9 protein-coding genes are annotated in these 21,954 nt (G+C 72.1%); 4 read left to right on the top strand and 5 right to left on the bottom strand.

What is annotated here, in order from left to right; translation table 11 throughout:
• Nucleotides 1-5: 5 nt before the first annotated feature.
• The 3 genes from AC07O8_RS13285 (at nucleotide 6) to AC07O8_RS13275 (ending at nucleotide 13,087) form a co-directional block, all read left to right on the top strand.
• Entirely contained in the window at nucleotides 6-2,198 is a 2,193-nt protein-coding gene (locus AC07O8_RS13285) for a type I secretion system permease/ATPase (RefSeq protein ID WP_495048469.1), read from the top strand.
• The gene (locus AC07O8_RS13280; RefSeq protein WP_495048468.1) at nucleotides 2,195-3,913 is read left to right on the top strand and encodes an HlyD family type I secretion periplasmic adaptor subunit; all 1,719 of its coding nucleotides are present in this window, start codon (nucleotides 2,195-2,197) and stop codon (nucleotides 3,911-3,913) included. The genes AC07O8_RS13285 and AC07O8_RS13280 overlap by 4 nt, the downstream gene beginning before the upstream one ends.
• A gap of 93 nt (nucleotides 3,914-4,006) precedes the next feature.
• Entirely contained in the window at nucleotides 4,007-13,087 is a 9,081-nt protein-coding gene (locus AC07O8_RS13275) for a C80 family cysteine peptidase (RefSeq protein WP_495048467.1), read from the top strand.
• A gap of 157 nt (nucleotides 13,088-13,244) precedes the next feature.
• Here the strand turns inward: AC07O8_RS13275 and AC07O8_RS13270 are convergent, their stop codons facing one another.
• From AC07O8_RS13270 to AC07O8_RS13255, 4 genes are all read right to left on the bottom strand, one after another.
• Nucleotides 13,245-14,375, bottom strand: coding sequence for a TIGR03364 family FAD-dependent oxidoreductase (locus AC07O8_RS13270; RefSeq protein ID WP_495048466.1), 1,131 nt, complete (start codon nucleotides 14,373-14,375; stop codon nucleotides 13,245-13,247).
• Between the two features lie 301 nt (nucleotides 14,376-14,676).
• Nucleotides 14,677-16,413: a putative 2-aminoethylphosphonate ABC transporter permease subunit gene (locus AC07O8_RS13265; protein WP_495048465.1), complete on the bottom strand. Its 1,737-nt coding sequence runs from the start codon at nucleotides 16,411-16,413 to the stop codon at nucleotides 14,677-14,679.
• A 65-nt stretch (nucleotides 16,414-16,478) separates the two neighbouring features.
• Nucleotides 16,479-17,561 carry an ABC transporter ATP-binding protein gene (locus AC07O8_RS13260; protein WP_495048464.1) on the bottom strand — a complete coding sequence of 361 codons (1,083 nt, stop codon included), beginning with the start codon at nucleotides 17,559-17,561 and terminating at the stop codon, nucleotides 16,479-16,481.
• Nucleotides 17,562-17,636: 75 nt separating this feature from the next.
• The gene (locus AC07O8_RS13255; RefSeq protein ID WP_495048463.1) at nucleotides 17,637-18,737 is read right to left on the bottom strand and encodes a putative 2-aminoethylphosphonate ABC transporter substrate-binding protein; all 1,101 of its coding nucleotides are present in this window, start codon (nucleotides 18,735-18,737) and stop codon (nucleotides 17,637-17,639) included.
• A gap of 134 nt (nucleotides 18,738-18,871) precedes the next feature.
• Here AC07O8_RS13255 and AC07O8_RS13250 point away from each other — a divergent pair, with 134 nt between their 5' ends.
• A complete protein-coding gene (locus AC07O8_RS13250; RefSeq protein WP_495048462.1) occupies nucleotides 18,872-19,735 on the top strand; it encodes a LysR substrate-binding domain-containing protein in 864 nt (287 codons plus the stop codon).
• 54 nt (nucleotides 19,736-19,789) lie between these two features.
• On the opposite strand, the gene AC07O8_RS13245 is transcribed toward AC07O8_RS13250, so the two are convergent.
• Nucleotides 19,790-21,880 (bottom strand): alpha/beta hydrolase family protein, encoded by a 2,091-nt coding sequence (locus tag AC07O8_RS13245; protein WP_495048461.1) that lies wholly within the window; start codon nucleotides 21,878-21,880, stop codon nucleotides 19,790-19,792.
• Between the last annotated feature and the right edge of the window lie 74 nt (nucleotides 21,881-21,954).

The following is a 21,954-nucleotide window of genomic DNA, read 5'->3' as shown; positions in this document are numbered from 1 at the left end:
AACCCATGTCCCCGCTCCGACTTCCGCCCCCCGTGCCTGAGCCGCCTCGCGTCTCCCCGTTCGCGGCGCTCTGCCTGATCGCGGCCTTCCACGAGGTCGCCGCGGAACCCGAGGCGCTGGCGCACCAGCTCGGCCTCGGTCCGAACGATCCGGTCGACGCCGACGACCTGCTGCGCGCCGCGCGGCTGCTCGGGCTCAAGGCGCGGCGCCTGAACGCCGATGCGGCGCGGCTCGCGCGGGTCCCGCTGCCGGCCGTGGTCTGGCTGCGCGGCGACGGCGACCCTGCCGAGGCGTCGGTGCGGCCGGTGGTGATCGGCCGCTTCAACACCCAGGAGGCGCTGATCGCCGATCCCGCGACCGACGAGGGCCGCCCCGCCAAGCTCACGCGCGACGCGCTGCTGGCGCGCTGGAACGGCGAGCTGATGCTGGTGGCCAGCCGCGCCAGCCTGGTCGGCCAGATGGCCCACTTCGATTTCTCGTGGTTCATCCCCGCGCTGGTGAAACACCGGCGCCTGCTCGGCGAGGTGCTGCTGATCTCGTTCGTGCTGCAGGGCTTCGCGCTCGCGCACCCGCTGTTCTTCCAGGTCGTGATGGACAAGGTGCTGGTGCACCAGGGCCTGTCCACGCTGCACGTGATCGTCGTGGGCCTGGTCGTGGTGATGCTGTTCGAGAGCCTGCTCTCCGGCCTGCGTCACTACATCCTCAGCCACACCACCAGCCGCATCGACGTGGAACTCGGCGCGCGCCTGTTCCGCCACCTGGCCGCGCTGCCGCTGGCCTACTTCCAGGCGCGGCGCGTGGGCGATTCGGTCGCCCGCGTGCGCGAGCTGGAGCACATCCGCGCCTTCCTGACCGGACAGGCGCTGACGGTGGTGCTGGACCTGTTCTTCTCGCTCGTCTTCATCGCCGTGATGTTCCTCTACAGCGTGCCCTTGACGCTGATCGTGCTGGCGGGCCTGCCCGGCTACGTGCTGCTGAGCGTGCTGATCGTGCCGGTGCTGCGGCGCCGCCTCGACGAGAAGTTCGCGCGCGGCGCCGAGAACCAGGCCATGCTGGTCGAATCCGTCACCGCGATCCAGACCGTGAAGGCGGGTGCGCTGGAGCCCGCCTTCGCACGCCGCTGGGACAGGCAGCTGGCGGCCTACGTGTCGGCCAGCTTCCGCACGCAGAACCTGGCGGCCTGGGGCCACGAGGGCGTCGGCCTGGTGGGCAAGCTGACGCAGGCCGCGACGCTGTGGTGGGGCGCGCAGGAGGTGATGGACGGCGCGCTGACGGTGGGCCAGTTCGTCGCCTTCAACATGTTCGCGCAGCACGTCGCGCAACCGGTGATGCGCATGGCCAACCTGTGGACCGACTTCCAGCAGACCGGCCTGTCGATGGCCCGGCTGGGCGACATCCTGAACACGCGCACCGAGGCGCCGCCGGCCAGCGCCGCCCAGTTGCCGGCGCTGCGCGGCGCGGTCGAGCTGCGCGACGTCACCTTCCGCTACCGGCCCGAGGCCGCGCCGGCGCTGCGCGGCGTGAACCTGGCGGTCCGCGCCGGCGAGGTGGTCGGCATCGTCGGCCGCTCCGGCAGCGGCAAGAGCACGCTGACGACGCTGGTGCAACGGCTGCACCTGCCGCAGGAAGGCCGGGTGCTGATCGACGGCGTCGACAGCGGGCTGATCGACGCGGCGCAGCTGCGCCGCCAGATCGGCGTGGTGCTGCAGGACAACGTGCTCTTCAACCGCACGCTGCGCGAGAACATCGCGGTGGCCGACCCGGCCGCGCCGATCGAGGCGGTGGTCCGCGCCGCGCAGCTGGCCGGCGCGCACGAGTTCATCAGCGAACTGCCCGAAGGCTACGACACGATCGTCGGCGAACAGGGCGGCTCGCTGTCGGGCGGGCAACGCCAGCGCGTCGCGATCGCGCGGGCGCTGTTCACCGACCCGCGCATCCTGATCCTGGATGAAGCCACCAGCGCCCTGGACTACGAAAGCGAGGCGGTGCTGCACCGGAACATGGCCCACATCTGCCGCGACCGCACCGTGCTGATCATCGCCCACCGCCTCAGCGCGGTGCGCGGCGCCGACCGCATCATCGTGATGGATCGCGGCCGCGTCGTCGAACAGGGGCCGCACCACGAGCTGGTGACCCGGCCCGACGGCCTCTACCGCCGGCTCTGGGCGATGCAGGACGGCCCGGGAGCGCGCGCATGACCGCCCGATGGATCAAGGCCCTGCAAGACCGTGTGCGAAACCGGCAAGACCGGGTGCGGGACCGGGTGCACGACCGCGTGCAAAACCGGGTGCAAGACCGGGTGCAAGACCGTGTGCGAGCGCGGGTGCGAGGCTGGAAGACCGGATGGGGCCATCGCCTGGGCGGGCCCGCGGAGCTGTGGCACCGCCAGCGCGAGGTGTTCGCCGCCGCGTGGGCCGCGCGCCGCGACCTCGTCGGACCGGCGCGCCACGCCGAGGAGGCCGCGTTCCTGCCCGCGGCCCTGGCGCTGCGCGACACGCCGGTCCATCCGGCGCCGCGGCGCACGGCCGCCGTGCTGATCGGGCTCGCGGCGATCGCGCTGGTCTGGTCGCTCGTGGGCCGCGTGGACATCGTCGCCGTGGCGTCCGGCAAGCTCGTCGTCAGCGACCGCAGCAAGCTGGTCCAGCCGCTGGAACGCGCCGTCGTGCACCGCGTGCGGGTGCGCGACGGCGAGCAGGTGAAGACCGGACAGACCCTGGTCGAACTCGATCCGACGGCGCCGTCCGCGGACCGCGAGAGCCTGGACGAGCAGCGGCTCGCCGCCGCGGCCGAGCGATGGCGCGCGGAGCGGCTGCTCGCGACGCTGGCCGCGCTCGACGAGCGGCCCACCGCGGCGGGGAAGATCGCCGACGGCATCGCGTCATCGACCGCATCGACCGCATCGACTGCATCGGTCTCAGCGTCCGCCTCGGCTTCAGCGTCCGCCTCGGCGTCAGCCTTCACGGCGCTCTCCGCGAGCGACGCGTCCCTCTCGGCCGATGCGCCGGCGGACTGGCCCGCGCCGCGCCGGCGCGAGGCGCTGGCGATGCTGCGCGCCGAGTGGGGCGACCTGCGCGCCCGGCTGGACCGGCTGGACGCCGAGGCCGACCGGCGCCGCGCCGAACGCGACACCGCGCTCGCCTCGGCCACGCGGCTCGCCGCGGCGCTGCCGCTGGCCGCGCGGCGCGAGGACGACCTGCGCGCCCTGGCCGGCGAGGGGTTCGCCTCCACGCACGCCTGGGAGGACCGCCGCCGCGAGCGCGTCGACCTGAGCGGCGAACTGGCAACCCAGCACGCCCGCCTGCGTGAGACCGACGCCGCGCTGAGCGAGACCCGGGCGACCCGCGCCGCGCTGATCGCCGAAGTCCGCCAGCGCTGGCACACGACGCGCGAGCAGGCCGCCGCGCGGCTCGCGCAGATCGAGGCCGAGCACCGCAAGGCGGGTCGGCGCGAACAGCTGACGCGCCTGCTCGCCCCGGTGGACGGCACGGTGCAGCAGTTGGCGATCCACACGCCCGGCGGCATCGTGACCGAGGCGCAGGCGCTGATGGTGATCGTGCCCGACGACGCGCCGGTGACGGCGGAGGTGATGCTCGAGAACAAGGACATCGGCTTCGTGCGCGTGGGCGACGCGGCGGCGGTCAAGCTGGAGGCCTTCCCGTTCACGCGTCACGGCACGCTGCCGGCGACGGTCACGCGCGTGAGCCCCGATGCGATCGACCACGAGCAACTCGGGCCGCGATTCGCGGCGACGCTGACGCTCGCCGCGCGCGACATCGAGATCGACGGCCAACGCGTGCCGCTGCGTCCGGGCATGGCGCTGAGCGCGGAGGTGCGCACCGGCAGCCGGCGCGTCATCGGCTTCCTGCTGAGTCCACTGGAGCGGGTGCGCAGCGAGAGCCTTCAAGAGCGGTGATCGCGCGACGCCCATCGTCGCGTCGCCATCGTGCCAACGGCGCCCCTGAACCGCGCAGTCACCCCGCTTTGCCCCTTCAACGCCGAGGCCCCCATGCTCCCGCCCCTCCCGCCGTCCGATCACGCGCCGTCCGGTCACGCGCCGTCCGGTCACGCGCCGTCCGGTGGCGCGCCGTCCTCCGCCGAGCCCGGGGCTCCCCAGCCCTGGTCGCCGCTGGACACGCTGTCTCCCATCGAACGCGCTCACGCGGTGATCGACCTGGCCTGCTTCCTTCCGCCGCTGGCGATGGCGCGCTCGGTGGTCGACGCCGCGGCGGCGCGCGCCGCCGATTTCCTGAAGGGCATTTTCCGCATCGACGAGTCCGATCAGGCGCCTCTGCGAGACTTGCAAGCGATTGCGGCCGATCTCGGTGCCGGCCTCGTCGACGCCCGGCGGCTGAAGGCGGCGCTGGACGGCCTGCATCGCCTGGCCCTGCCTGTCGACGGTCAGGCGCGCGTCGCGCTCGAGCACCCGCCGCACCTGGACGTCGCCGACCCCTTGGCGACCGACGCGTCGACCGCCTCGACCGGCACTGCCGCCGTGATCGCGGCCGATGCCGTCTTCGTGAAGGCGCTGGAGCATCTCCACGAGGCGGACCGGCGCACCCTGCGGGCCATGGCGCCCGCCGACGTCACCCTGCACCATGGGGCCGCGGTCGCCCATTTCAGGCTGCTGGCGCTCGCGCTGCGTGCCAGCCTGACGGGTCAGCCGATCACCCTCCTGCTTGAACCGCCGGCGCCTTCCGGCCCCCGCCCGGACCCGCCGACGCCGCTCCTCGAGGGGTGGCACATCCACCTGGCGCAGGGGGAGCAGGCCCTGCGCCGCATGGCGATGCTCGACCTCATCCCGCCCCTGCGGGTCACACGCCCATCCGGACCGGGGGCCGTGCCCGACGAATGGCGACAGGCCGGGCCCGGCCGGTTCGTGTCCGACAGCGCCTCGTTCGCGGATGAGCTGCCGCTCCTGATCGTCGTCGACCCTCACGGCATCGTCGCGTGGACCTATTCCGACTCGCTCCGCCGGCGCTTCACCCGCCTGCAGCGGGCCTGGGCGGATCTCAAGCCGCTGTTGTCCGCCGTGGAGCTCGAACACGGTCGCGCGCTCAATGACGACGAGCGCAGGATCCTGGCGCTGCTGATGAAGGAGGTCGAGGACAACGCCGCCAGCGCGGCCCGCATCGCCGCGATGCAGGCAGGCGGCGCGGCCCTGGCGCGCGAGGCCAACGCGTACCGCGACACCATGCGCCAGAACGAGCGGGCCTACGAGATCGTGCCCCTGCTGCGCCCCAGCGAAGACAACGTGCTGCCGCAGGCGCTGTCGTCCTTTCATGACGCGTTCGGACAGGTCAGCGACGCGGTCCGGTCGCTCACGTTTGCCGGAGCCGCCTCGGCGCTGGCCCAGCTGCCGCTGCCCGATGCCCGCCCGATGCCGGCGTTGGGCGCCTTGACGCCGGGACTCGTCCAGCACCTGGACCGCCACCGCGGTCTGGTGCGGTTCAGCACCCCCCAGGGCGGGCGTGTCCTGCAATGGCGGGTGGGCAGGATCGACGATTACCGCGGCGGCAGCGCCTTCCCGCAGGACGCCTGGCTGCGCCAGGATCGGGACCTGCGGAGGCTGGAGTCGTTCGTTCTCAAGCACCTGCGTGGCAGGAGCGACGATCGGCGTTTCGCGCTGCCGACCGAGCTTCATCTGCTGGACGGGACCCTCGGTTCGGGCACGCTCGTGCTGGCGACCTCGGACCCTTCCACCGCCGGGGCCCTGGACTGGCGGACGGACACGCGCTGGCGGCTGAACGTCGACCGCATCGCCAACGTGCAGCGGCTCTCGCGCCCGTCCCCTCCGTTGTCGGCGAACCCGGCCGGCTGGAGCACGCATGGATTGAACCTGCCGTTGCCGGATGAACCGGCCTCGCCCGTGTCGGCGCTGCAGCGCCTGCACCTGATCTTTCAACTCGAGGACTCGCCCGAAGCGTTCACCGCGGCGTGGCTGCTGAGTCGCAAGCACGCCGGCACGGCGGCCTGGATCCAGCAGGGTGACATGGATCAGGTCGGCACCGTCCTGGTCGGTCACGCCCTGCTCCAGGCCGCCAGGGAGGGATCGCCGGTGAAGGTCGTGCTTGTCGGACGATCCGGCCTGCTGGCGGGGGCCAAGGTGAAACAGGCGCTCGCTGGCTGGCAGCCGGAGCCCTTGGTCAGCCGGCTCGACGGCTGGCTGGGGGGGCTCGGTCTGGTCCCCTCCCCGCGCCGGATCCCGCCGGACGCGGGCGCGTCCCCGGTCGCTCCTCGACGACCTCGCATCACCAGCATCAGCCTCGTGTCGTGCGCCCTGGCGACGCCGTTCCTCGAGGACAACTTCGCCAGCCGGTTCGTGTTCGCACTCCAGGCCCATGGTTGGGCGATCGGCGTGCCGGTCACCGCCCGGACAGGCGAGGTCCACGTCACCGGGTCCACGGGCGACGATGCCACGTCCCCGACGGTCCGCAAGCTCACCCTGCATGTGGCCGCCGACGGCACGAAGACGCTCGCGCACCAGCAGTCGGAAGACACGGTCGTGATGCGCTTCGACTACAACATCAATGAGGTCGTCGTGGTCGACCGCTACCCCGCCGCGGACACCGACACCGACACGGACACCGACACGGACACCCACACCCACACCGACGCCGAGGCCGACGCCGACGCCGGGCGCCCGGGCCGTCGATCCGACGCGACGGACCTCGCGCTCCTCTTCGACGCCGCGATGGACGGGACGTCCCCCGAGGCGCTGCGGCTGCGACACGCGCCCGATGCCGCGACGGGCACCGCGCTCGAGCGGGCGATGTCGCGCATCGCCGAGCACGCCGGTCATGGCGGGCTCGATGTGCGGCACCTGTTCGGGATCTCGGAGGCCGACGCCTTGGCCGACCTGCGGGCCCACGGCCTGCTGACGATCGATGCCGACGGCGTTCCACGGCTCGACGTCGACCGGATGGCCGCCCTCGCCGGCGGCAGGGACGATGCGCCGCTCCTGCGGGCCGCCGCTAGTCTGATCCAGGTCTCCGACCTCGTCTTCGAGCGCCTGTCTTCGTCGCCCGATCCCACCATCGATCCCCCCATCGATCGCCTCCCCGCACGGCTCCTCGCCAAGGCCCGATCGATCCGGGCATCGTTGCGCGCCGGATGGCGCGGCATCGACGGGGAGCAAGCGGCCAACCAGGGTCTGGGCGCGGTGAACACCGTGATCGGCGCGTTCCAGTTGGCCCAGAACTGGCGGTGGATGAGCGCCCCCCTGCAAGGACTGACCCTGGCCCAGCTGAGCAGCCTCGTCGTCACGCCGATGACCATGAAGCTGGGCGCGTGGCTCAGCGGCGCCGGCGTCGTCGCTCGCCATCGCGTGCTGGGTGCCATCTCCACGGCGCTGGCCGGCGGCGCGGCGGACATCGGCCTGTCGACGCTGGGTCTGGTCGCGATCGGCCTGCAGTGGGAGGAGTTCCACAAGAGCGGACTCGACACCGACAGCTTCGCCTACCGGACCCTCGTCGCCAACACGGCGATGGTGAGCACCTTCACGGCCGTCAGCCTGGCCATGAGCAGCGTGCAGGTCGCCACGGCGTTCGCGGGCGGCGCGAACGCGGTGGCGGGCACCGCGCTCGGCATGACCGCGGGTCTGATCGGGCAGGCCGCGGGACCGGTCGCCCTGCTGACCCTGGCCGTCCAGGGCACGGTCAACAGCTTCCTCTGGCTGAGCGAGTACGGCCACCACGTCCGAGGCTCCACCAGCACCGGCGACCAGATCCTCGCCGGTCTCGCCCTGTTCTTCGGATTCAGCACCCCCGTGACGCGACGGGCGGAAGTCTCCCGGAGCGCCAGCGAAGCCGCGGCCGCCAGACAGGGGGACCGGCAGGCGCACTGGGAGCGGCTCGTCGCGTTCCGGACCGCCTGGCTGGCCAAGTCCGGTTATGCCTCGGTGCAATCGCCCGTCATGGATTTCCCGGTCGCGCACGCCAGTTTCAAGGTCCCCGATGACGACCGGCCCTACACCTTCGTGCTGCAGGATCGCCGCCCGCAGTTCCACCATTTCAAGGAAACGAGACAAGCGGGAGCCCCGCATTCCGAATCGGTCGCCACGGCCTGGATCGGCCTGGCGGACGTGATCCTGTCCGAGGTGGCCATGTCGGACAACATGGGGGCGGAGCGCCAGTTGTTCGAGCTCCACGGCGCCTCCGGCCGGATCTCCGGAGGGCTGGGTCATGACCGGTTCATGCTGGACGCGTCCAGCGCCCTGACGGTGGTCGACGGCGACCAGGGCATCGACGAAATCGTCCTCGACGCCGGGAACCGCCACGTGTCCGTCAACGCCACCGCGCCGGACGTCTGGCGCCTGGGCCTGGCCGCGTCGCCGCTGCGGGCGCAGGAGGACGATTCGTGCGAGCTGAAGGCGCTGGAAAGCTTCGTCATCCGCAACGCCGCGTCGGTGGACATCCGTGGCGGCGCGAGCGGCGAACACTTCGATGTCGCCGCACGCGCGGGTGTCGTGGCCGGCGGCGGCGGCCGCAACGCCTATGTGCTGCATCCGGAGGTCCGCGTCGTGAGCACGTCCGACGACGCCCTGCTCTGGCGGCGCGGCGTGAGCGCCCGGGTCGATCTCGCCGGCACGCGCGCCACGAGCCTGCTGATCAGGATCGACGGACTTCACGAGGGGCTCTCGTTCCGCCGCGTCAACGACAGCGACAGCGACAGCGACAAAGACCACGACGACAACGCCAGCGACGACCTGCTGCTGCGTGCCGGCCCGGACACGCTGACGCTGAAGGGCTACTTCGCCCGCAGCACGGGTGCGCCGCAGGATCCGCCCCTGGTCATCGTCGACGCCCTGAGGACGCGGATGGTCCTGACCGACCCCCGCGGCCTGGGCGACCGGTTCCGCTCGTCGGCGTCGATGGACAAGCACCTGTTCCTCGATGCGGGCACCCCCGCCTGGCGCCGCTCGCTGACCGGCGGGCACGCGCGCACGCGCCATCACCTCGCGGCCGGCGCGGGCGCCTTCCGCGCGGCGCCGCGCACCTCGGTCCCGTTGGACATCAGCCTGGACGTGGCCGTGGACCGGCTGCGATATCGCCGTGTCGGCGACGACCTGGTCATCGAGGAGATCCCGCCGGCGGATGCGCCGCGCGGCTACACGCCGCTCGTCCTGACCCTGCCCGGCCGCCCGCTCGGCGATGGCATCGATCATCACCGGCGCCCGACGCTGTGGGCCCTGGCCGATGGCGCCTCGCCCGGCGGCGCCCTGCTCGATCACCCGGCGCCCGATGCTCCGGCGCAAGGACCGATGCGCCTGCGTGCCGGCGGCGCGGCGACGCCATGGCTCGACCAGCCACCGCTCGATCAGTCACCGCTCAACCCGCCACCGCTCGATCAGTCACCGCTCCATCAGTCACCGCTCAACCCGCCACCGCTCGACCAATCACCGCTGCGGCCCGTGGCCGCCGGCGAGCCGCGGGCTCGCGACGGGTCCCTCGCGGCGGGCACCGCGGGGAGCGATGTGCTCGACGCGGAAGCGCTCCCGCACGCCACCGCGTTGTCGGGTGGCGAGGGATCCGACACCTACCGTGTGCCGGCAGGACGCTCGATCGTGATCGACAACGCCTCGAACGACCTGGCCCCCGACACGCTGGCACTGGCAGCCGATCCCGCGCGCCTGCGGTTCAGGCGCGACGGCGACGATCTGGTCATCGACACCGGCAACGGCGTCCTCACGCTGCGCGGTCACGCGGCGAACCCGCTGGCCCGGCATCTGACCCTGGACCTGGGGCCCGGCGGGCGTTACGCCCTGCCGATCCTCCACGACAGCGGCGTGATGGTGTACGGCGCCGATGCAGCCGACAGCGCCGAAAGCGCCGGCGGCGACGTGCCGGCCTTCGTCCCCGGGCTCCATCTGGTCCGGCTCCCGCCCGACGCGGCCTGGACGTCCCCGCCCGCACGGCCTCGCGCGGTGCGCGTGCGCAAGGGGGCCACCCGGCGCAGGGAGGGCCGTTCGCTGACGATCAGCGCGCAGGCCGACGAGGCGTCATCGACCGTGTTCGTGCAGGACTACTACCGCGCGCCCCATCACGTCCTGCTCGAGGCGATGGACGCGATGGACGCGATGGACACGCGGGACGCGATAGACACGCTGGACGCGCCGGACGCGACGCGGCGGGACCAGCCGGCCGCGGTGGCCGACGTGGCCGCGACATCCATGGTCGCGCTGCTGCAGGCGGCCGGCATCGTCGACGACGGCTTGATGAAGGAAGTCGCCCGGATCGCGACGGACCTCGCCGACGTCGCCGGCGTCGCCGACGTTGCGAACGTCGCGGACGTCGCGAAGGCCGCGGAAGGCGGTCCCGGCAACGGGAACGCCTACGACCTGACGGCCGTGCGGACCTACTTCCGGCTGAATGGCCTGTCGCCGGAGATCGCCGACGGGCTGCGGTCCTCGACACCGGCCCAGATCAGGCGCGCGCATCGACTGCTGGCGGTGGCGGCGGCGGTGCAGGCGACACTGCCGGCCGCGTACATCGACGGCTTCGCCGCGAGTCCGGTCGACATCGCGCTGTCGACGTCCCGCCATGGTCCGCTCCTGCGGCATCTGGCCGAGAGCGGACGGTCGTGGCGACTCGCCGAGTGCGCGCTGTCGCACGACCTGACGCTCGACGCGTTCAGCGTCCTTGAAGCGTGGATCGAGGCTGAGCCACGGACCGGGCCGGGCCTGGAGGACGCGCTGGACCGTCTGGCCGAATTCGCACGCCTGCTCGCCGCCCCACCGGACCAGGGGCTCGTGGCGACGCGGGACACCCGCGCACTCCTCGAAGCGGTCCTGCGGACCCGCGGCCGGCCCGGCGAGGTGGCGACGTCGATGGCGGCGGCCATGATCGCCGTCGGCACGATGGACGAAGACTGGATCGACGGCATGCAACGCGCGGGCGTGGCCGATCACGCGGTGCTGAAGCGGCTGCACGACGCGAAGGTTCCGGTGCAGGACGTCGTGCTGGCCAACGCCCACCGGCGGCTGTACGAGGCGGGCAACCGGTCGGCGCTGATCGCGGTCGGCGTCTCGCCCAGCTTGCGCGGACCGGACGCGACGACCTTCCGCTACCTCGTCCGGGACCATCTCGCGCTCGACCGCAACGGCGACAGTTTCAGGACGCGCGACAGGACACGGGTGTCCGGACGGCATTACGACCTCATGCCCGGTGCGATCGTCGACGAGTCCGGGCAGTCGCCGGACGGCGACGGCGCGCTGCGGGCATGGGCGTCGGCGCGGCAGCAGCTGGCTGACGCCTATCAACGCAGTCATCGCCACGCCCACGCGCTGGTGGAGAGCGGCCGCTTGGGCGACTATCGTCGGCGGGCCCTGCGCAGCCGTCTGGCACGCGGTCAGGCCGAGTACGTGGAGCGCCACAGTCCCTGGCTGCCTTCCGTGCTGCGGCTTCACCAGGCCGGACTCGTCGACATGGAGACATCGACGAGCCCCGGCGCCGACGGATTCGGAAGCAGCTCGCCGGCCAACCTCGTGGACGGCGCCGACGCCATCGGCGAGGCGACCGCCTGGCGCCCCATCGATCCGCCATCGGGCCAGGAGACGCACTTCCTCCAGTTCGACTTTGCCCACGCGATCTCGCTCGACCGGGTTGAACTGCACAGCAGGCTGGGCCGGGTCGACCAGAGCGTGTCCGAGCGCTCCCCCGGTCGCTGGAAGGTCCAGGCACGAACGGCGCAGGGGCAGTGGATCGATGTCTCCCACGAGGCCGATGTCCCCCGCAGGAACTTCCAGCACGCCGCGCGCATCGACACCGGCGGCGTGCCGTACCGCAGCTACCGGCTCAGCGGCGTCGAGGCCTGGGCCGGCCGGCTCTCGTCCGACTCCTGGTTCACGGAGGTGATCTTCACCACGGCCGAAGCCGGCGCAAGCCCGTTGATCGCACGCCTGGTGTCGGCCGGATACGGCGGGGACGAGGCTGCGGCGCTGCTGTCGCTGGGACTGCAGACCGACGAGGCCGTGACAAGGGCCATCGACCTGCGCGAGCACGCGGGACCGCTGCGGCCGTCCGTGGTCGCGCGGGACGTCCTGGACCAGCCGGTGATGTCCACCCGTGAGCACGACCTGCTGCGCCTGCTGAAGGCGGCCGGCGAGTCCCCCGACGACGCCCTGGCCAGGGTCCGGGACAGCCGCTCGCCCAGCCGGGCCGTGCGCACGCTGGTCGCGGTCCTTCCGCATGGCCGGTGGTCGACGCATCGGATCGATCCCGCCCTGCTCGAGTCCCTCCGCCCGGAGTTGATCGACGAGATGAACGCGTGGCAGCAACGACGGTCCGCGTCCTTCGCCGCCTCCGCCCTCGACGAGGTGGCGGGACTGCTCCTGGCGGCGGCCGGCGGCGACAACCGGGCGTTGGGCCGCGCGATCCGACGGTTGGAGGAATGCGCGCCGGCTGGACGGTCCGGCACCCGCGAATCGACCACCTGGCACTCCGCCCACGTGGCTGAACTCACGTCGGGCGTCCCGCACGACCAGGCGTCGCCCACGGCGATCCGGGAATGGCCGGTCGCGCTGGCGGCCAGCGCATTGGCGCTCCTCGCGGAAGCCTTGTACCAGCGGATCCAGGCGACGAGCGACGAGACCACCGCCCTCTTCGCCACACTTCCGCTGTTCGTCCAGCTCGCCGCGATCGCCGCCGTCCCCGACAACGGATCGACGCCGCCCCCGCTGCGGCTGACATTGCCCGCGGGCCGGTCGGCGCGGGACGATGCCATCCGGTCCGTGATGACGACTGCCGCCGACGATCTGCAACAGGCCGAGAACGCCGGGTTGCTGGATGTGGCGATCGTCTCGACCCTGGCGCCGTCGCCCGTCGCCGCGGCACATTGGACGCGGCATCGGAGCGCCGACCTGTCCGGCGATGTCTACGTGTCCGAACTCGGCGTGCGGCAGTCGATCGAGCAAAGCCTCATCGATCCCGAAACAGCCGGGCTCGTCGCGCAATTCGCACAGGCGATGGCCGCGAACAGCGTCCCTGGATACGGCGCCGGATATGGCTCCGGATATGGCTCCGGAACGACCACGCCGCCGCTGGCGCAACGACTGGCACCACCGTCGACGCTCGCGCCGCAGTCCGCCTGACCGATTCCCGCCGCGCACCGCCGGCTCGATGGTTGCCGCTCGGCGTCTTCGCGGCGTCTTCGCGGCGTCTTCGCAGCGTCCTCGCGGCGTCTTCGCGGCGCCTTCGCAGCGTCCTCGCGGCGCCTTCGCAGCGTCCTCGCGGCGTCCTCTCGGCGTCCTACCAGGCCGCCACGACTTCTTCCGCCAGTCCGAAGGCGGTGCTGGCACCGGTCCCGCTGGTGACCATCACCAGCCGCGTGCGCTCGTCCGGCGCCTCGACGAGGCACGGCGCCGAGGCACTGACGGGATAGACGCCGGTCCAGCGCTCGACCACCTCCAGCGACGGCAGCGCCAGTTGCCGGTGCAGCTCGTCGAGGATCAGGCGGTCCACCGCCTCGCTCGCGAACGGCGGCAGCACCGGCCCGTAGTGGTGCGAGTCGCCGACCACCAGCGTGCCGTCGGCGCTCTGCACTGCGATCAGGTGGATGCCGTGGGCGAGCGCGTCGGGGCGCTCGGCCGACAGCCGCCGCCGCAGCGGCTGCGCTTCGGGCAGCGCCGCGTAGCCCTCGTAGCGCACCAGGCTCAGGTCGGCCATCAGCGCCGCGTTCAGGCGGAACCCCGACGGCGGGCGCACGCGCAGCATCTGCAGCTGGCACAGCGACAGCGCGTGCGGCGTCCAGCGGTCGGCGAAGAGGCCGTGCAGCTCGGCGCCCGAGCAGACGACGACGCGCTCGGCGCGGTAGCTGGCGAGGGAGCTGCGCACGTGCGGCGCCTCGACCGCAAGCACCGATTCGCCGAAACGGAATTCGACGCCGTGGCGCTCCGCTAGCCACGCGGCGATGCGCGGGATCGCGTCGCGGGATTCGACGCGGAGTTCATGCGGGCTGTACAGGGCACCGAGCAGGCGGTCGTCGCCGGACGCCCCCTCGGCTCGCAGGCCCGGCTGGCGCGCCGTCGCGTCAGCCGCGCCCATCCGCTCGCAGCCCTCGCCCATCTCGGTGGCGAGGAAGGCGTCCAGCAGCGCCTCGGACTCGACGCAGCGCGCGGCGAGCAGCAGGCCGGCGTGCTCGATGCGCAGGCCGGCCTGCGGTGCGAGCTCGGCCCAGAGATCGCGCGAGCGTCGCGCGCGGCGCCAGTGCGCGCCGCGCTGCTGCCCGGTCACGGTGACGAAGCCGAAGTTGCGGATCGACGCGCCGATGCAGGCCGCGTCGCGCTCGACGACGACGACGCGCCAGCCGCGCTTCGCGCCGGCCCACGCATGGGCCAGGCCGACGATGCCGGCACCGACTACGAGGAGGTCACAGTTCATGAGAATGCCTATCGAATGAAAGAAGCTCGCTGCTCGTTGACGCCGATCCCCTCCGGCACTGCGGGAGGTGGCAAGAGGGTTTCAGTACTGCCACGTCAGCTGGCCCTCACCCCAGCCCTCTCCCGCAAGCGGGAGAGGGAGTAAGAAGGGCGGCGGTCGGACTCACTCTTTCGCAAGCGGGAGAGGGAGAAAGAGGAACCGGCACTGCGAGTCGAGCCGGTCGGACTCCCTCTCCCGCTTGCGGGAGAGGGTGGGGGTGAGGGCCAGCGGCGATGGCGGTACGGAAGCCCTCTTGCTGGCGCTACCGCGCGCGCCACCGCTGGGTCCGTTGCACGAGGACATGACCGACGAGGCCGATGACGCCGCGCCCAACCGCCGCCGTGACGAACAGCAGCGTCGCCATCGCCGCGGCCGGTGCCGTATCCCCCGCATCGTCCATCGCCAGCACCGCGATCGCGGCCAGCGTGGTGTCGGGCGAGTACAGGAACACCACCGCCGACACCGTCGTCAGCGCGCTGACGAAGAAGTAGCCCGCCACCTGCACCAGCGTCGGGATCGCGATGGGCAGGTGCACGCGGCGCAGGTGCGTCCAGAACGGCAGACCTAGCGACTCGGCGACGCGTTCGTATTCGGGGTCGAGCTGACGCAGCGCGCCGAGCTGCGTCAGGTGCGCCACCGAGTAGTAATGCGCCACCGTGCACAGCACCAGCAGGCCGAGCCCGCCATACCAGCCGCGCAGCGGATTCCACGGCGCGTTGAAGAACAGGATGTAGCCCAGGCCCAGGGCAAGACCCGGCACCGCCATCGGCAGCGTCGCCAGCGCGTTGAGCACGCCGCGCGCGGCGACGAAGCCGCGCGGCTTGTCCACCAGCCAGGCCAGCAGGAAGCTCAAGGCCGTGCCGGCCAGCGCGGTCCACCCGGCCAGACGCAGCGAGTTCCCATAGCTGGCCCAACCGCCGCCGTCGCTCATGTCGAACTGGTAGTGGGACAGCGTGGGCGCGAGCTGGTACGGCCAGTACTGCGCGAAGGACGCGTACACCGCGATGCCGAACACGCCGACCAGCGCCGCGGCGATCAGCGCGCAGTACAGCAGCGCGGCCAGGTCGCGCCCCGTGCGCGGCGCCGGCACGTGCGGGACGGCGCGCAGGCTCAGCACGGCGCGCTGGCGCGCGCGCAGGCGCTGCTCCAGCACGAAGGCGCCCAGGGCCGGCAACAGCAGCAGCAGCGCGACGACGGCGCCGCGGTCCAGGCGCTGCTGGCCGACGACCTCCTTGTAGATGTCGGTGGCCAGCATCGCGGTCTGCCCGCCGACGACCTTGGGCACGCCGAAGTCGGTCAGCACCAGCACGAACACCACGACCAGCGAGATCAGCAGCCCGTAGCGGCTGGCCGGCAGCGTCACCGTGCGGAACACGCGCCAGCCGCTGGCGCCCAGGCAGCGCGCGGCCTCGATCGTGCGTGCGTCGCTGCTGGACAGGGTGGTGACGAGGATCAGCATCGCGTGCGGGAAGGTCCACAGCACCGAACCCAGCACGATGCCGGCCGGACCGTAGATGCTGGCGATGCCCAGCGCCTGCATCGCCGCCTTCAGCAGGCCCTGGTTGCCGAAGGCGTAGACCAGCCCGATCGCGGCCAGCAGCGAGGGCGCGAGCAGCGGCAGCAGCGCGAGCGCGCGCCACAGCCCCTTGGCGGGCAGCGCCGTGTGCGTCAACGCCCAGGCATAACCGTAGGCGAGCGCGACGCAGGCGACCGCGGAGACCGCCGACAGCGCGACGCTGTTCCACAACGCGCTCCACCGGCCGGTGGAGAAGTAGGCGACGAAGTGCGACGCGCCGACGAAACGGCCCTGCCCGTCGAGCACGCTCTGCGCGAGCAGCGACAACAAGGGCAGCAGGATGATCACGGTCAACGCGACCAGACCGGCGGCCAGCAGCGCGCGCAGCACCCAGGCTTCGCCGCTCCGCCCCCGTTGAAGCGGCGCTGGTGCGACGCGGGAGAGGGGTTGCGGTGAGGACTGCGGCAGGCCGCTGGCCCTCACCCCCCGCCCTCTCCCGCGCAGCGGGAGAGGGAGCCAGCGGGCGCGTCCTACCGCGTCTTCGGCGCTCACGCCGCCCTCCGCATCGACAGCGGCGCGTCGAAGAGCTGCAGCGCCGCGGCGGGCAGGCGCAGGCCGCGGACCTCGCCTTCGCTCAGGCCGGCGGCTTCGCCGCTGGGAACTTCGAGCATCAACCCGCCGCCGGTGCCGGTGCCAGTACTGGCACCGAGCGCCTCGCAGCGCAGCAGCACCTGCGTCACCGCGCCGTGGAACTGCAGCGTCTCGATGCGGGCGCGCAGCATCGCGCCCTCCCCGTCCATCAGCCGGATCGCTTCGGGGCGGATGCCCACGCGCACGACGCTGCCGGTCTTGTAGAGCCGGGTGTCGCCGTCGAGCAGCGTGGTACCGACGCGCACGCGTCCCTCGGCGACGACCTGCCCGTCCATCCAGTTCATCCGGCCGACGAAGCCCGCCACCAGCGCGCTCGCCGGGCGGTCGTAGAGCTGCCGCGGCGCGCCCTGCTGCGCGATCTGGCCCTTGGCGAGCAGCACCACGCGGTCCGACATCGCCAGCGCCTCGTCCTGGTCGTGCGTCACCATCAGCGTGGTGATGCCCAGGCGTTGCTGCAGCGCGCGGATCTCCGTGCGCAGTTCCTGCCGGACCTGCGCGTCGAGCGCCGACAGCGGCTCGTCGAGCAGCAGCAGCTTCGGCTTGGGCGCCAGCGCGCGGGCGAGCGCGACGCGCTGCTGCTGACCGCCGGACAGCTGCGCGGGAAACTTGCCGGCCTGCTCCAGCAGCCCGACCAGCGCGAGCATCTCGTCGGCGCGTGCGGCGGCTTCGCGCCGGGGCAGCTCGTCGAGTCCGTAGCGGACGTTCTCGCGCGCCGTCATGTTGGGGAACAGCGCATAGGACTGGAACACCACGCCGAAGCGCCGCTGCGACGCCGGCCAGGCGGTGATGTCCAGGCCGTGCATCAGCACCTGGCCGGCCTCCGGCGTCTCGATGCCGCACACGATGCGCAGCAGCGTCGTCTTGCCGCAGCCCGACGGGCCCAGCAGCGACACGAACTCCCCCGCCACGAGGTCGAGGTCGATGCCCTGCAGCACCGTCTGCAGGCCGAAACGCTTGGTGATCTGACGCAGATGCAGCATGGGGACGTCGGGGCTCGGGCTCAAGGTCGAATCACTGGCGGATCACTGGCAGATCACCGGCGGATCACTGGCCGATCACTTCTTCTCGGCCTTGGCCTCGTAGCGGCGCGACCACTCGGCGAGGATGCGGTCGCGGTTCGCGGCGGCCCAGTTGAAGTCGTTCTTCGCCAGCAGCTTGTCGAGGTCGGACGGCACGAACTCCAGCTGCTCCTGCACCGACGGCAGCGCCAGCACCGCGAAGTTCTTCGCGTACAGCTCGTTGGCCTTGCGCGTCACCGACCAGTCGGCCAGCGCCTTGGCGGCGTCCAGCTTCTTCGTCGTCTTCATCACGGCGGTGGCCTCGACGTCCCAGCCCAGGCCTTCCCTGGGGAAGACGATGTCGATCGGCGCGCCTTCCTTCTTGGTCTTGTTGGCGCGGTACTCGAAGGACAGGCCGACCGGGAACTCGCCGGCGCCGGCCTGGCGGCAGGGCTTGGAGCCGCTGTGCGTGTAGATGCCCATGTTCTGGTGCAGCGCGTCCATGAAGGCCCAGCCCTTGGCCTCGCCCATCATCTGCAGCCAGGCCGAGACCATCAGGTAGCCGGTGCCGCTGGAGGCCGGATGCGGCATCGTCAGCAGGCCCTTGTAGACGGGCTGGGTCAGGTCGGCCCAGGCGGTCGGCTTGGGCAGGTTGCGCTTCGCGGCCTCGACGGTGTTGAAGCAGACCGCCGACGACCACAGGTCCATGCCGACCCAGGTCGGCTGCGGCCGCGGGTCGCGCATCGTGGCGCGGACCTGCTCCAGCCCCTTGGGCGCGTAGGGCGCGAGCAGGCCTTCCTTGTCGAGCAGCATCAGCGAGGTCGCCGCCAGGCCCCAGACGACGTCGGCCTGCGGGTTGGCCTTCTCGGCCAGCAGCCGGGCGGTGACGATGCCGGTGGACTCGCGGACGAACTTCAGCTCGATGGCGGGATGGTCCTGCTCGAAGGCGGTCTTGTAGGCCTTGATCTGGTCGGCCTCGAGCGCGCTGTAGACCAGCAGTTCGGTCCTGCCCTGAGGGCCCTGGGCGCCTGGCGCGCCCTGGGCATGGACCTCGGGGCTGGTGAGCGCGGCGATCGCGGCCAGGGCCAGCGCCGCGGCGGCGTGCAGGACGGTGGACAGGGGGCTCGACCGGGGGGTCGACAGGGCAATGATCGGCATGGGCGCTCCAGCGGGCGGTGGTCGTTGGGGGACACTGTAGGAATGGGATATGTCATTGACGCGTCAAACGCCCCAAGTTCACGGAAACCGGTATTGGCCGATTTGGGGGGAACGCGAGATCCGGGGGGCCCGCCGTGCTCGTGAACCAGCTCAAGGCCTTCTTCGCCGTGGCGCGGCTGGGGTCCATCACCGGCGCGGCCAAGCAGCTGGGGCTGTCCCAGCCGACGGTGACGACGCAGATCCGCGCGCTGGAGGAGCAGTACGGGGTGGAGCTGTTCCACCGGGGCGGCGGCCGGCTGAGCCTGAGCGACGCGGGCCGGCGGCTGATGCCGCAGGTCGACGCGCTGCTGCAGCAGGAGCTGGACATCGAGTTCGCGTTGCGCGATTCGGCCGAGCTGCGCGGCGGCACGCTGCGGCTGGGCGCGACGGCGCCGTACTACACGCTGACGCTGGCGCAGCGCTTCAGGACGCGGCATCCGCGGGTGGCGCTGAGCATCTCGGCCGGCAATTCACGGCAGATGGTGGACGCGCTGCTGGCCTACGAGGTGGACCTGGCGACCTCCAGCCACCGGGAGGACGACGCGCGGCTGCACCGCGTCGAACTGGGCGCCGACCCGCTGGTGCTGCTGCTGCCGCGCGGCCATGCGCTGGCGCGGCGCGCGGCGGTGCCGCTGGCGGCGCTGGCGCAGGAGACGCTGCTGGTGCGGGAGCGCGGCTCGATGACGCGCACGCTGAGCGAGCAGGCACTGGACGCCGCGGGCGTGCGCCCGTCGGCGCAGATGGAGATCGCCAGCCGGGAGGCGCTGCGCGAGGCGGTCGTGCGCGGGCTGGGGGTCAGCATCTTCGCCGCGCATGAGACCGGCAGGCACCCGGACCTGATCGCCCTGCCCTTCGAGCAGGAGATGCCGCTGGTGCGGGAGTACCTCTACTGCCTGCGGGAGCGGCAGGGGGCGACGCTGGTGGCGGCGATGCTGGCTTGCGCGGGGACGGAAGACTGAGGTCGGATCGCGTCTTCCGCCGCTCGCGGTGAAGCGGCGAGGCGGCGAGGCGGCTTACTGCCCGCCTTGTTGCGCACCCTGTGGCGCGCCCTGTTGCACGCCCTGCCCATCCTTCAGGGACTTGGCGAGGAAGACCTCGACGCGCCTGGCGAAGTCGACACTGTTGTCCAGGTTGCCGAAGCCGTGGGCTTCGCCGCGGTACGTGATCCATTCAGGCGGACGGCCCACTTTCACGAGCGCGTCGCGCATGCGCTCGCCGTGCTCGATGGGGACGCGGACGTCGCGTTCCCCGTAGGCCAGCAGCAGCGGCGCGCGGATGCGGTCGGCCAGCAGCACCGGGGAATTGGCCTTGAGCATGTCGGCATCCTTGACCGCATCGCCGACCATCGCGGGCGCCATGTAGCTGCGGTAGGAGCTGCCGAGGTCGTCATCCACCCAGCTGTCGCCCTTGACGAACAGCATCAGGTCGGTCACGCCGAGCCAGGCCACGCCGCAGCGATACAGCGCGCCGTCCTTGGCCAGCCCCATCAGCGTGGCATAACCGCCGTAGCTGGCGCCCGCGATGCAGGCGCGGTCCGAGGCGAGCTTCTGCTGGCGCGCCCAGACCAGCGAGTCGGCGATGTCGTCCTGCATGGCCTGACCCCATTGGCGGAAGCCGTCGCGGTAGTGCTTGTCGCCGTAGCCCTCGCTGCCGCGGAATTCCGGCTCGATGACGAGGTACCCGCGCGAGGCGAGGAACTGCGCCCAGCCGTTCCATTCCCAGACCCGGCCGCGCATGAACGGACCGCCGTGCACCAGCACCACCGCCGGCGCCGGCTTGCCCGGCGCGACGCCGCGCGGCAGCGTGAGCCACACCGGCAGGTCGGCGCCGTCCCGGGCCTTGATGCGGTGCAGCTCCTGGCTGGCCATCGCGCGCGGATCGACGTCGGGGCGCTGGCGGCCGACCGGCTGCCAGCGGTCGGCTTCGGCGGCGGCGGCCCGGTAGACCCAGTACTCGCCGGGCTCCCGGTCCGAGAAGTTGCGCACCACGGCGACCATGTCCGCCTTGCCGCATCGCGCGCACTGGACGACGTTGACGCCGTCGGTGAAGCGGGCGTCGACCAGTTTCTGGAAGTCGCGCATGGCGGGGTCGAACCACGCCGTCGCTTGCGCGTCGGTCTGGTAGCGCAGGCCGACGGTGCGCCCGGCGTCCCGGATCACGGCGCTCTGTGCATCGAACCCCGGCGCGCTGAGCAGTGCGCGGGTTTCCGGCTTGCGGGTCTGGAAATCGAAACGGGTGAGCACCTCGTAGCGCTGCGCGCCTTCGAGGCGCTTCACGAACAGGCGACCCGTGTCGTCCACGGCGACGGGCACGAAGGGCAGACCCAGCAGGTCGCCGCGCGTGAGTTCGGACCAGGTCGTCTCCCCCGGTCCGCGCCAATGGACGACCTGGACGTTCTCCTGTTCGGTGATCACGAGGCGGGGCTCGCCGTGACTGTCGAAGAGGAAGCGCACCGCGCCGCGGGGTTCGTCGAAGGTCGCCGGCAGCGCACGGCCGGTGTCGACGTTCAGCCAGAGCGGGGTGTAGGCGCTGCGGTTGTTGGAGCGGTTGATGCCGAACTTGCCCACGAGCACCCGGTTGCCGGGCTCGCCCTCATGAGGGAAAGGCACGGTGAGGAGCCGATGGTTCCAGGTCAGCGCGCCGCCGAAGGCCTTGCGCTCGCCCTCGGTCTCGTGCTCGCGCTGGATCAGTTGCCGGATGCCGGAGCCGTCCGCGGCCACCGAGAACAGGCCGCTGGCCTGGTAGTGGGTCCCGGACGCGATGCGGCGGTCGGTGGCGGAGAAGACGATCTTGTCGTCGTTGACCCAGTAGAAGTCGCCGACGTCGTCGTTGCTGAACTGCACCACGCGGCGGGCCTCGATCTTGGCGCCCAGTTCGAACACGTAAAGGCCGACCCGCAGGCCGGCGGCGCCCGGCGCCGCGACGGCCAGGCGCTTGCCATTCGGCGAGAGCTTCGCCTCATTGAGCTCGGCGTTCTTGAAGAACACCTCGGCCGGCACGGAGGCCGGCGCTGGCGCCGGCTGGGCGTGAGCGACGCCCTGCAGGCCGGCCAGCGCCAGGGCGAGCGACAACGCGCAGCGGCGCGCGACGGAGATCGGCTTCATCGGGAACTCCCTGTTCCGCCGCGCCGCGCAGGCGGCCGGGGATGGTCTTGTGATGGCGAGGGATGCTAGCGGCG

It is taken from the genome of Roseateles sp. GW821-FHT09G09 (assembly GCF_059415965.1).
This window is presented reverse-complemented; position numbering and strand designations above follow the sequence as displayed.